The organism is Nocardioides sp. P5_E3, assembly GCF_054049275.1.
This window is the reverse complement of record NZ_JBFUMR010000005.1, coordinates 46,381-58,243: the sequence shown is the minus strand read 5'-3', so window position 1 is coordinate 58,243 and position 11,863 is coordinate 46,381. Positions and strand designations below refer to the sequence as shown.

Below are 11,863 nucleotides of genomic sequence, written 5' to 3'. Positions count from 1 at the left end.
GTACCCGCAAGGGTGAACGCGCGCAGGTGGTCGTGGCTGTCCGGTGGTACGCCGGGCGTGACCCGGGTCACCGTCGGGCGGGGCTCGGAATAGCCGACCGACCGGGCCCGTTGGCGGCTGTCGTGCCCTCCCTCTTCGAGCCCCTGTCCCTCGGCGCGGTCCGTGCCGACAACCGCGTGCTGATGGCTCCCCTCACGCGGATGCGCGCCACGCCGCCGGGCGACGTTCCCAACGACCTCATGCGCGAGTACTACGTGCAGCGCGCGGGCGCCGGCCTGCTGATCTCCGAGGGCACGCAGATCAGCCCGGAGGGCAAGGGCTACATGGACACCCCCGGCATCCACAGCGAGGAGCAGGTCGCGGGCTGGCGCCGGGTCACCGATGCCGTGCACGAGGCCGGCGGGCTCATCGCCGCCCAGCTGTGGCACGTCGGCCGGGTCTCGCACGAGTCCTTCCACGGCGGCGAGCTGCCCGTGTCGGCGAGCGACGGGCCCTACCGCAACCGCACCACGGTGCGGGGCGAGGACGGTCGCCCGACCCGGGTCAGCTGCCCGGTCCCGCGGCCGCTGGGCCTCGAGGAGGTCCCGCGGGTGCTCGAGGACTACCGGCGCGCGACCGTCAACGCCCGCGAGGCCGGCTTCGACCTCGTCGAGATCCACGGTGCCCACGGCTACCTGCTGCACCAGTTCCTGGCCGCCGACAGCAACCTGCGCACCGACGAGTACGGCGGCTCGCTGACCAACCGCGCCCGCCTGATGCTCGAGGTCACCGACGCCGTCGTCGACGCCTGGTCCGCCGACCGCGTCGCCATGCGGATCTCCCCGATCGGCTCGTTCAACGGGACCGAGGACCCGGAGGGCGCCGAGGCCGGGCTGTACGTCGCCGGCGAGCTCGGCCGCCGCGACCTCGCCTTCCTGCACCTCTCCGAGCCGGACTGGGCCGGCGGCCCGGAGCTCGACGACGACTACCGCCGCGCCCTGCGCGCGGCCCACCCAGGCCCCATCGTCGGGGCCGGCAGCTACGACCTCGCGAAGGCGGAGCGTCTGCTCGGCGCGGGGTTCATCGATGCCGCCGCCTTCGGCCGGTCCTTCATCGCCAACCCCGACCTGCCGCGCCGCCTCGCCGAGGGCCTGCCCCTCAACCCGCCGCGGCCCGAGACGTTCTACGGCGGCGACGCCGAGGGCTACACCGACTACCCGGCCTACGGAGCGGCCTGAGCCCGGTCGATAACGGTTCGTGCCCGCGCGGCTCCGGCACCTAGGGTTCGACACGAGATGCAGGACTACCCACCTCGGATCGCGACGTTCTACACGGGCACGGACGCCGCTCCCACGCCGGACCCCGACACCCGGTCGCCGTTGGCGTTCCTGCGCTGGATCCTGGGGCGCCAGAAGGGCCTGATCGCCCTCTCGTCCCTCTGCTACGCGCTGTGGTTCCTGCCGATGACGCTGGGGCCGTGGATCTTCGGCCGTGCCGTCGACCAGGGCATCGTCGGCGGCTCCGAGGCGGCCCTCGCCGGCTGGGCGGCGCTGCTGCTCCTCGTGGTCGTGATCGGCGGCGTCTTCGGCGTCGTGTCGCACACCCTCGTGGTGCGCAGCTGGCTGGTCGCGCTCTACGGCGCCCTCGAGATGGTCACCCGCAAGGTGGCGCAGATGGGCCACGTGCTGCCGCGCCGGTCGCCGACCGGTGAGGTGCTAAGCGTCGCCTCGAGCGACTCCGACGAGTTCGGTGCGCTCAGCGAGATCCTGGCGCGCACGGTCGGCCAGCTGGCGTCGTACCTCACCGTGGCCTTCATCGTGCTGACCATGTCGTGGCAGCTCGGGCTGCTGACCCTGGTCGCGGCACCGGTCCTCGTCGGCGCGGCGCTGCCGCTGCTGCGGCCGCTGCACCGCCGCCAGCAGCTCGAGCGCGCACGCACCGCCGACCTGACCTCGCTGGCCACCGACATCGTGGCCGGGCTGCGGATCCTGCGCGGCATCGGCGGCGAGCAGACCTTCGGCACCAACTACGCCCGACAGTCGCAGACGGCGCGCGAGGCCGGAGTCGCCGCCGGCATCTGGCAGGCCGTGGTCGAGGCCGTCGGCGTGCTGCTCTCGGGGATCTTCCTCGTGGCCCTGGTGTGGCTCGGCACCCGGCAGGTGGAGGACGGCCTGCTCACCATCGGCGAGCTCATCACGTTCCTCGGCTACGGCCTCTTCATGGTCGGCCCGATCCGGACCTTCTTCGAGTTCGCCCAGAAGGGCGTGCGGTCGCTGGTCAGCGCCCGCCGGGCGATCGTGCTCTTCGACGAGCAGCCCCCGTGGCACGACCCGGCCGCCCCTGTCTCCCTCGACGGCAGCGCGCCGCTGCACGACGTGGCGAGCGGCCTCACCGTCGAGCCCGGGATCCTGACCGTCGTCGTCAGCGCCGTGCCGGAGCAGAGCGCGGCCCTCGCGGACCGGCTCGGCCGCTACCTCCCCGCCGACACCGAGCCGGTCCCCTCGGTCGAGGAGACCGGCACCAAGGGACGCGCCGCCCGTCGCTCGAGGGCCGAGCGCGCGGAGGAACGCGCCCGGATCGCGGCCCAGGACGAGGAGCGGGTGCGCCGCGAGTGGGGCGTCACCCTCGGCGGCGTCGACCTCTCCCACGCCCTCCTCGACGACGTACGACGCCAGGTGCTGGTCAGCGACACCACGAGCCAGCTCTTCGCCGGCACCCTCCAGGACGCCGTCGACCCGCACGCCCGGCTGACCCGGGAGCAGGCCGAGGAGGCGCTGCGCATCGCCAGCGCCGAGGACGTCTACGACGCGCTGCCCGAGGGCTGGCAGGGCCAGCTCGACGAGCGCGGCCGCGGCCTGTCCGGCGGCCAGCGCCAGCGGGTGGTGCTCGCCCGCGCCATGGCCGCCGACGCACCCGTCCTCGTCCTGGTCGAGCCGACCTCCGCGGTCGACGCCCACACCGAGGCCCGCATCGCGGCCCGGGTCGCCGAGGCCCGACGCGGTCGCACGACCGTGGTCACGACCGTCTCGCCCCTGTGGCTGCACCACGCCGACCGCGTCGCGCTCCTCCACGACGGCACCGTGGTCGCCGAGGGCCGCCACGCCGACCTGCTCGCCGACGACGAGGCCTACCGGCGCGTCGTCATCCGCGAGCTCGACGAGGAGGAGTCGGTCCGATGACCACCGACCTCCTCGCCAGCTCCGCCGGCACGTGGCGCGACCGGGCCGGCGACCCGCCGCCCGTCCCGCCCGAGCTGGATCCTCCCGGTCACGTCGGGCTGCGCGCGCGCAACCGCGCCCTCTGGCAGCGCCACGACCTGCGCCGGCAGCGCGCCGAGGACGTCTACGCCGCCTCGCGCAACCCGGTGCGCGGCTGGCCCGTGTCGGGCAACCGCGCCGTGCTCGCCTTCTTCGGCGACCTGGTGCGCACCCGCAGGCGCTCCTTCGCGCTGCTGGTCCTGCTCAACGCGCTCGCCGCCGGCTCCGCGCTGGTGATCCCGCGGTTGCTCGGGTCGCTGGTCAACCGGGTCGACGACGCCGGCGCCGCGGCGTCCGGCCTCGACACGCTCGCCCTGGCCGTGGTCGGGGTCGTGATCCTGCAGTCGGTCTTCACCCTCGGCGCCCAGTGGACCTCCACCCACTTCGGGCAGGACCTGCTCGCCTCCGCGCGCGAGCACGTGGTCAGCACGATCCTGCGGCTCCCGGTCGGCCGCGTCGAGGGAGCGAGCACGGGCGACCTCGTCACCCGCGTCACCCGCGACGTCGGGACGATGGCGCGCTCGGTGCAGTGGGGCGTCCCGCGCCTGCTGATCTCGCTGATGACCGTCCTGCTGTCGATCGTGGCGATGATGCTCAACTCGCTCGTGCTCGCGCTGCCCGCGCTCGTCGTCTTCGCGCTGTGCACCCCGGCCGTCCGCACCTACCTGCGGCGTGCGCCGAAGGCGTACATCACCGAGGGCGCGACGTACTCCCGCATCAACACCACGCTCACCGAAACCGTCGAGGGCTCGCGCACCGTCGAGGCGCTCGGCCTCTCGCGGGCCCGGGTGCAGGCGGGCTCCGACGACATCGCCGTCTCCGCGCAGGCCGAGCGCTACGGCATGACGCTGCGCAACGTGCTCTTCGCGGCGCTCAACGGCGCCTTCCAGGTGCCGCAGGTCGTCACGCTCGTCGCGGGCGCCTACGGCTACAGCCAGGGCTGGGTCGACCTGGGCCAGATCACCGCCGCCCTGCTGTACGTCGTCGCGCTGGCCGAGCCGCTCGACGCCGTGATCGGCGAGGTCGACCGCCTCCAGGTCGGCGCCGCCTCGACCAGCCGGCTGCTCGGCATCGCCGAGGTTCCTCCCGACCGGGAGCCCGGCGACCGGTTGCCGGACGGCGTCGAGCTGGTGGCCGACGACCTCCGCTTCGCCTACCGCGAGGGCCACGACGTGCTGCACGGCGTCGACCTGCGCCTGCGCACGGGCGAGCGGCTGGCGGTCGTGGGCCCCAGCGGGTCGGGCAAGTCGACGCTCGGCCGGCTGCTGTCGGGCATCAACCGCCCCCGCACCGGCTCGGCCCGCGTGGGCGGCGTCGACCTCGTCGACCTGCCCCTGGAGGTGCTGCGCACCGAGGTCGCGCTCGTCACCCAGGAGCACCACGTCTTCATCGGCACCGTGCGGGACAACGTCGTGCTGGCCCGCGAGGACTCCTCCGACGACGCGGTGCGGGAGGCGCTCGCGGCGGTCGGCGGGCTGGCCTGGGTCGAGCGGCTGCCCGGGGGGCTCGACACAGAGATCGGATCCGGCCGCTTCTTCCTCACGCCCGCCCAGGCGCAGCAGGTCGCGCTGGCCCGCCTGATCATCGCCGACCCCCACACGCTCGTGCTCGACGAGGCGACGTCGCTCATCGACCCGCGCACCGCGCGCACGCTCGAGGGGTCGATGAACAACCTCCTCGAGGGCCGCACCGTGGTGGCGATCGCCCACCGGCTCCACACCGCCCACGACGCCGACCGCATCGCGGTGGTCCTCGACGGTCGCATCGTCGAGCTCGGGAGCCACGAGGAGCTGCTCGACCTCGGCGGGGAGTACGCCGCCCTCTGGCACGCCTGGACGTCCTGACCCGCCACGACGTCTGCGGCCGCGGCTCGCTGAAGTCACCGGATGTCCGGGGGGTGGCGGCACATCGCACCGCCGCGGGGCCTCACCTGCAATCCGCCGCCACCCACACACGGCAACCCGGCACGGTGGCGGCGCATCGCACCGCCCCGGCACCCCCACCTGCAATCCGCCGCCACCCCCGAGAGCGGAGGTCAGGGGGCGTGGACGCGCCGCGCGCACCCTCACTCGCCATCGGCGTCGCCGCTCCCGAGCCGCCAGCCGCCCTCGGGCAGGTCGAGCGCCTCGGCCGGTCCCCACGACTCCTGGTCGTACGGCAGCGGTGCCGGCCGGTCGTCGAGGACCGGCTGGCACACCTCCCACAGCCGCCGCGTCTCGTCGGCGTGGGCGAACAGCGTGTGGTCGCCGGCGAGCACATCGAGGAGCAGCCGCTCGTAGGCCTCCAGCGGCTCGTCGTCCGGAAGCTCCTCGCCCAGGTCGAGGCGCATCGTGGCCGGCGCGAGCTCCATCTCCGGTCCCGGTCGCTTGCCGAGCAGGTCGACGTGGATCCGGGCCTCGTCGGTGAGCTCCAGGACCAGCTCGTCGCGCCGCAGGCCGTCGCCGCCGAAGACCGTCGAGTCGGGCGCACGGAAGCGGAGGGTGACGGTGCGCCGGGTCTCGGCCATCGCCTTGCCGGTGCGCAGGAGGAACGGCACGTCCCGCCACCGGTCGTTGTCGACCCACGCCTCCAGCGCCACGAAGGTCTCGACGTCGGAGTCCTCGTCCACGTCCTCCTCGTCGCGGTAGCCGTCGTACTGCCCGAGCACGACGCGCGCCGGGTCGAGCGGACGGACGTCGGCGAAGACGGCGGCCCGAGCTCGTCGTACGGCGTCGGCGGACCACTCCCCCGGGTCCTCGAGGGCCACCGCGCCGAGGATCTGGAACAGGTGGGTGGAGACCATGTCGCGCAGCGCGCCGGTGGACTCGTAGAACGAGCCACGGCCCTCCATGGCCAGCGTCTCGGGGACGTCGACCTGCACCGAGGCGATGCTGCGGCGGTCCCACGCCGGCTCGAAGAGGGCGTTGGCGAAGCGCAGCGCCAGCAGGTTCTGCACGGCCTCCTTGCCGAGGAAGTGGTCGATGCGGAAGACCTGCTCCTCCTTGAAGACCTCGTGCACGTCCCGGTCGAGCTCCTCGAAGGACTGCAGGTCGAGGCCGAAGGGCTTCTCGATCACCAGGCGGGCCCGCTCGGCCAGTCCCTCGCGCCCGAGCATGCCGACCATCCCGGACATCGCGGTCGGCGGCACCGACAGGTAGACGACGCGGCGCACGTCGTCCCCGAGGCCCTCCTCGACCTCCCGCACCCGGGCCGCGAGGTCCGCGCCGTCGTCGGCGTCGGAGGTCCGGAACGACACCCGGTCGAGCAGGACGCGCGCGACGTCCTCGTCGAGGTCGTCGACCGACTCGCGCAGCCCCTCGCGCACCTCGTCGCGGAAGTCGTCGTCCGAGCCGGGCGAGTGCCGCCCGCTGCCGATGACGGCGTAGTCCTCGGGCAGCCGGCCGGCCGCGGCGAGCCGGTAGAGCCCCGGGAACAGCTTGCGCGCCGCGAGGTCTCCGCGGGCGCCGAACAGCAGGAAGACGCAGGGCGGCAGCGCGGCGGTCGTCATGCTCGCCACGCTAACGATCACCCGAAGGAGTGGTCCGCGGCCGGCGGCGGCCTCAGCTGTTGCTGTAGACCGCCGGGCCGCCGTCGTCGCCGGCCGCACCACCCGCGGGACTGGGGCCGCGCCCGGCCCAGGTCCAGGCGTACGCCGGGTCCTCGACGGCGAGGCCGCCCTCGCCCAGCTCGAGCGGGGCAAACGTGTCGACCATGACGGCCGACTCGTCGAAGTACTGGACCCCCAGGCTGGCCTCGATCGCGCTGGGCTGCGGACCGTGCGCGTGGCCGCCGGGGTGCAGGCTGATCGAGCCGATGCCGATCCCCGAGCCCTTGCGGGCCTCGTAGTCGCCGCCGACGTAGAACATGACCTCGTCGGAGTCGACGTTGGAGTGGTAGTAGGGCACCGGGATGGCGAGGTCGTGGTAGTCGACCTTGCGGGGCAGGAAGTTGCAGATGACGAAGTTCCAGCCCTCGAAGACCTGGTGCACCGGCGGGGGCTGGTGGACCTTGCCGGTGATCGGCATGTAGTCCTCGATGTTGAACGTGTAGGGGTAGAGGCAGCCGTCCCAGCCGACCACGTCGAAGGGGTGCGTCGCGTAGGTCAGCCGGGTGCCGACGATGCCCGCGCTGGTGCGGTGCTTGACCAGGACGTCGACGTCGGTGCCCTCGGCCTGGAAGGTGTCGGCAGGACCGTGGAGGTCCCGCTCGCAGTAAGGCGCGTGCTCGAGGAGCTGGCCGAAGCGCGAGAGGTAGCGCTTGGGCGGGTGGATGTGGCTGTTGGCCTCGATCGCGTAGAGCCGCGACGGCTCGGTCGGCACCCAGCGGTGGTCGGTCGCGCGCGGGACGAGCACGTAGTCGCCGGCGCGGTAGGGCACGACGCCGAAGACGGTCTCGACGACCCCGGTGCCGGACTCCACGAAGACGCACTCGTCACCGATGGCGTTGCGGTAGAGCGGCGAGGGGTCGGTGCCGGTGACGACGTAGGTGATGCGGACGTCGTTGTTGCCCAGGACCAGCCGGCGGCCCTCGACGGGGCAGCTCCCTCCCCCAGATCCGGGGAAGTCCAGGTCGTGGAGCTTGAGGTGACGCGGCTTGAGCGGGTGGTTGGGCGTGCGCGACTGGTCGGGCAGGTCCCACACCCGGCTGTCGGTGATCGCGCTGGGCACGCCCCGGCGGTAGAGCAACGAGGAGTCGGACGAGAAGCCCTCCTCCCCCATCAGCTCCTCGCGGAAGAGGTGGCCGTCGTCGTCGCGGAGCTGGGTGTGGCGCTGCCGGGGCAGCCGGCCGAGTGCGCGGTAGTGGGCCATCGGGGTGCGATCCAATCCTCCGACTATCGGACGCAGGCGTCCGCTATCTGGTGGCTAGAGTAGCCCCGTGGTCTCCAGTCACGCACCTGCCGATCCCGCACCGCGGGCCTCCACCTGGCCAGAGGAGTGGCGCGGACTCGTCGACGACGCCGCGATCTTTCCCCCGGGCGACGCGCCCCTCCACGACGCCACCGCCGCCCACACCGGGCGCCGTGGCGAGTGGTGGGCCGACCTCGTGGGCAGCTTCGTGCTCCGCGACACCGACCTGCCGCTCGTCCGCGGGTTCGGTGCGCCGCTGTCGGTGGTGGTCACCGGCGGAGCGGGCCAGCTCGCCGGACCGCTCGGCGTGGCCACCCGGCTCGGGCTGCAGGTGGCGGCCGTCGAGATCGCCGTCCGCGACGTCGACGACCCGGTGGGCAACGTCCGCCGCATCGACGCCGCGCTGCGCGCGGCCGAGGCCGACGTACCCCTCTTCGTCGAGCTGCCCGGGCCTGCCACCGCCGCCTGGCTCAGCGCCGCCGACGAGGTCGCGGCCTGTGGGCACCGCCTCAAGCTGCGCCTCGGCAACGTCGACCACGACCTGGTCCCCGACTCCGCGACCGTCGCCGCCTGGATCGACGCCGCGCTCGACCGCGAGACCCGCTTCAAGGCCACGGCCGGGCTGCACCGCGCCGTCCGCCACGACCCCGAGGGCGGGGGCGTGCACGGCTTCCTCAACGTGCTGGCCGCGACGAGGACGCTGTGGGACGGCGGCTCGGTCGACGACGCGACCGCGCAGCTCGAGCAGCGCGACGGCGCCGCACTCTCGGCCGTCCTCGCCGACGGCGGCGTCGCCGCCGCGCGTCGCTGGTTCACCTCGTTCGGCTCGTGCTCGGTCACGGAGCCGCTCGACGACCTGATCGCCCTCGGACTCGTGGAGGACCCCGCATGACCACCCCGATGAGCCGCACCAGCTGGGTCGAGGGAGCCACGGGCTCCGGGTTCGACGTCGACCACCTGCCCTACGGCGTCTTCGCGCGCTCCGGCGAACGGCCGCGGGTCGCGGTGCGGATCGGCGACCAGGTGCTCGACCTGAGCGTCGTCGCGGCCGCCGACATGGTCGACACGCACGAGCTGTTCGACCAGCCCACCCTCAACCCGTTCATGGCGGCCGGGCCGGCCGTCTGGGAGTCCACCCGGGCGTGGGTGACGGGCCTGCTCACCGACCAGACCGAGCGTGACCTCGTCGAGCCCGCGCTCGCACCGGTGGACTCGGTGACGATGCTGCTGCCGTTCGCGGTCGGCGACTACGTCGACTTCTACGCCTCCGAGCACCACGCCTCCAACGTCGGCCGGATGTTCCGGCCCGACTCCGAGCCCCTGCTGCCCAACTGGAAGAACCTCCCGGTGGGCTACCACGGCCGCTCCGGCACGGTGGTCGTGTCGGGCACCGACGTCGTACGCCCGTGCGGGCAGCGCAAGGCACCGACGGACGACCTCCCGACCTACGGCCCGTCGCAGCGCCTCGACATCGAGGCCGAGCTCGGCTTCGTGGTCGGCGTGCCGTCCGCGATGGGCGAGCGGGTGCCCACGGCGGACTTTGCGCGCCACACCTTCGGTGTCGTGGGACTCAACGACTGGTCGGCGCGTGACATCCAGGCCTGGGAGTACGTCCCGCTCGGGCCCTTCCTCGGCAAGTCGTTCGCGACCTCGGTCAGCGCGTGGGTCACCCCGCTGGCGGCACTCGAGGCCGCCTGGACCGACCTGCCCGGCCAGGACGACCCGCCGGTGCTCGACTACCTCCGCGTCGACGGGCCTGCCGGCCTCGACATCGAGGTGGAGGTGGTGCTCGGCGGCGAGGTCGTCGCCCGTCCGCCCTACCGCGACATGTACTGGTCGCCGGCGCAGATGCTGGCCCACGCCACCGTCAACGGCGCCAGCCTGCGCACCGGTGACCTGTGGGCATCCGGCACGATCTCGGGCCCGGAGCCGGACCAGCGCGGCTCGCTGCTCGAGCTGAGCTGGGGCGGCAAGGAGCCGTTCACGGCCGGCGGGCGCGAGCGCACGTTCCTCGAGGACGGCGACGAGGTGACGCTGCGCTACGCCGCGCCCAGCACGGGCGGCGGCCGCATCAGTCTCGGCGAGGTCACCGGTCGGATCCTGCCCGCGCGCTGACGTACCGCTGGGGCTCCCGGCCCGCCCGTCCGGGTCCTAGGCTGCTCACCGTGATCCAGCTCGGCCAGTACGCCGCCCCGCGGCACGTCGTCGCCCACCTCAGCGACCCGCACCTCATCGGAGGCGGCGGCCTCCACTACGGCGTCATCGACAACGACGCCAACCTGCGCCGGACGATCGACCGGCTGGCGGCCGTGCAACCGGCACCGCAGGCGATCGTCTTCACCGGCGACCTCGCCGACCGGGCCGAGCCCGACGCCTACGACCGGCTCCGATCGATCGTCGAGCCCTTCGCCGCCGGGATCGGCGCGACGCTCGTCTGGACGATGGGCAACCACGACGAGCGCGCACCCTTCGCGAAGGCCCTCTTCGACTCCGACGACGCGGGCTGCCAGGACCGGGTGCACGAGGTCGACGGTCTGCGGATCGTCGCCCTCGACACCAGCGTGCCGGGATACCACCACGGTGAGCTGCTCCCCGAGCAGCTGGCGTGGCTGGCCGACGTCCTCGCCACGCCTGCCGAGCACGGCACGCTGCTGGCGATGCACCACCCGCCGCTCCCGCTGCCGATGATCCGAGCCGCCGAGCTCATCGAGCTGCACGACCAGCAGGCGCTCGGCGACGTGATCACCGGCACGGACGTGCGCGGCATCCTGGCCGGGCACCTCCACCTGCCGACGTGGTCGACCTTCGCCGGCGTACCGGTCTCGGTGACCGCGGCCAGCTGCTACACCATCGACCCGGCGCCGGTCGACCGCTTCGTGTCGGGCGTCGACGCCGGCCAGGGCTTCACGATGGTGCACACCTACGACGACCGTCTCGTGCACACCCAGGTGCTGCTCGAGCGCGGCACCGAGGTGAGCCACGTCGGCTCCGACATCGCCGAGGCGCTGGAGGGCGTGCCGCTGGAGCAGGCCCGCGAGCTCGCCTCCAGCAAGACGTCCCCGTTCAACGACTAGCCAGCGACCAGCTCCGTTCAGAGGACCGTCCTTGCGACTCCTGCTCATGCGTCACGGCCAGACCCACGCCAACGTCTCCGGCGAGCTCGACACCGCCCACCCCGGGCTCGACCTCACCGACCTCGGTCGCGCCCAGGCCGCGGCGGCCGCGAAGGCGATCGCCGGCGAACGGCTCGACGCGATCTACGTCTCCAGCCGGGTGCGTACCCACCAGACCGCCGCCCCCACCGCCGAGGACCGCGGCATCGCGCCGGTCCAGCTCGACGGGCTGCAGGAGATCGACGCCGGTGACTTCGAGATGCGCAGCGACCACGACGCGGTCGCCGGCTACATCGGCGCCGTCGCCACCTGGCTCGAGGGCGACCTCTCGCACCGGATGCCGGGCGGCGAGACCGGCGAGGAGTTCCTCGCCCGCTACGACGCGGCCGTCCGCACCATCGTCGAGGCGGGCCACGACGCCGCGCTGGTCGTCAGCCACGGGGCCGCGCTCCGCACCTGGGTCTCGACCCGGATGACACCCCACCCCGACGCACCGCCGGCGACCCAGCCGCTCCACAACACCGCGCTCGTCGTGCTCGAGGGCGACCACGACTCCGGCTGGGAGATGGTGTCCTGGCAGGGCCACCCCGTCGGCGGTGACTTCCTCGAGGACCCGACCGCCGAGGACCCCACCGGCGACCTCGACCCCGACGGGGACGGCGAGATCGGCTGATCCCGGCGCGGCCAT

Annotated in this window: 9 protein-coding genes; 7 read left to right on the top strand and 2 right to left on the bottom strand. The window is 73.5% G+C overall.

Going from position 1 to position 11,863, the window contains the following annotated elements:
• Window positions 1-122: 122 nt before the first annotated feature.
• The 3 genes from nemA to ACXJKB_RS04210 are packed head-to-tail and all read left to right on the top strand — an operon-like array spanning window position 123 to window position 5,080.
• The gene (gene nemA, locus ACXJKB_RS04220) at window positions 123-1,217 is read left to right on the top strand and encodes an N-ethylmaleimide reductase (protein ID WP_457185721.1); all 1,095 of its coding nucleotides are present in this window, start codon (window positions 123-125) and stop codon (window positions 1,215-1,217) included.
• A 57-nt stretch (window positions 1,218-1,274) separates the two neighbouring features.
• Window positions 1,275-3,158 carry an ABC transporter ATP-binding protein gene (locus tag ACXJKB_RS04215; RefSeq protein WP_457185719.1) on the top strand — a complete coding sequence of 628 codons (1,884 nt, stop codon included), beginning with the start codon at window positions 1,275-1,277 and terminating at the stop codon, window positions 3,156-3,158.
• Window positions 3,155-5,080: an ABC transporter ATP-binding protein gene (locus ACXJKB_RS04210; protein ID WP_457185717.1), complete on the top strand. Its 1,926-nt coding sequence runs from the start codon at window positions 3,155-3,157 to the stop codon at window positions 5,078-5,080. The genes ACXJKB_RS04215 and ACXJKB_RS04210 overlap by 4 nt, the downstream gene beginning before the upstream one ends.
• A gap of 221 nt (window positions 5,081-5,301) precedes the next feature.
• On the opposite strand, the gene zwf is transcribed toward ACXJKB_RS04210, so the two are convergent.
• Together zwf and ACXJKB_RS04200 are read right to left on the bottom strand one after the other, a co-directional pair.
• Complete coding sequence (gene zwf, locus ACXJKB_RS04205) at window positions 5,302-6,723, bottom strand: glucose-6-phosphate dehydrogenase (RefSeq protein WP_457185715.1); 1,422 nt, start codon at window positions 6,721-6,723, stop codon at window positions 5,302-5,304.
• A gap of 52 nt (window positions 6,724-6,775) precedes the next feature.
• Entirely contained in the window at window positions 6,776-8,038 is a 1,263-nt protein-coding gene (locus ACXJKB_RS04200) for a homogentisate 1,2-dioxygenase domain-containing protein (RefSeq protein WP_457185713.1), read from the bottom strand.
• Window positions 8,039-8,090: 52 nt separating this feature from the next.
• Here ACXJKB_RS04200 and ACXJKB_RS04195 point away from each other — a divergent pair, with 52 nt between their 5' ends.
• Genes ACXJKB_RS04195 through ACXJKB_RS04180 form a run of 4 tightly spaced genes read left to right on the top strand, consistent with a single transcriptional unit; the run spans window position 8,091 to window position 11,848 of the window.
• Window positions 8,091-8,954, top strand: coding sequence for a hypothetical protein (locus tag ACXJKB_RS04195; RefSeq protein WP_457185711.1), 864 nt, complete (start codon window positions 8,091-8,093; stop codon window positions 8,952-8,954).
• Window positions 8,951-10,177 carry a fumarylacetoacetase gene (gene fahA, locus ACXJKB_RS04190; protein ID WP_457185709.1) on the top strand — a complete coding sequence of 409 codons (1,227 nt, stop codon included), beginning with the start codon at window positions 8,951-8,953 and terminating at the stop codon, window positions 10,175-10,177. Before ACXJKB_RS04195 ends, fahA begins: the two co-directional genes overlap by 4 nt.
• 50 nt (window positions 10,178-10,227) lie before the next feature.
• The gene (locus ACXJKB_RS04185; RefSeq protein WP_457185707.1) at window positions 10,228-11,136 is read left to right on the top strand and encodes a phosphodiesterase; all 909 of its coding nucleotides are present in this window, start codon (window positions 10,228-10,230) and stop codon (window positions 11,134-11,136) included.
• A 31-nt stretch (window positions 11,137-11,167) separates the two neighbouring features.
• A complete protein-coding gene (locus ACXJKB_RS04180; protein WP_300049451.1) occupies window positions 11,168-11,848 on the top strand; it encodes a histidine phosphatase family protein in 681 nt (226 codons plus the stop codon).
• Window positions 11,849-11,863 lie beyond the last annotated feature (15 nt).

What these genes read in the sequence shown, in the direction of transcription:
- zwf (WP_457185715.1), bottom strand. Translation starts at nt 6,723, where the DNA reads ATGACGACCGCCGCGCTGCCGCCCTGCGTCTTCCTGCTGTTCGGCGCC.
- ACXJKB_RS04210 (WP_457185717.1), top strand. Translation starts at nt 3,155, where the DNA reads ATGACCACCGACCTCCTCGCCAGCTCCGCCGGCACGTGGCGCGACCGG.
- ACXJKB_RS04215 (WP_457185719.1), top strand. Translation starts at nt 1,275, where the DNA reads ATGCAGGACTACCCACCTCGGATCGCGACGTTCTACACGGGCACGGAC.
- fahA (WP_457185709.1), top strand. Translation starts at nt 8,951, where the DNA reads ATGACCACCCCGATGAGCCGCACCAGCTGGGTCGAGGGAGCCACGGGC.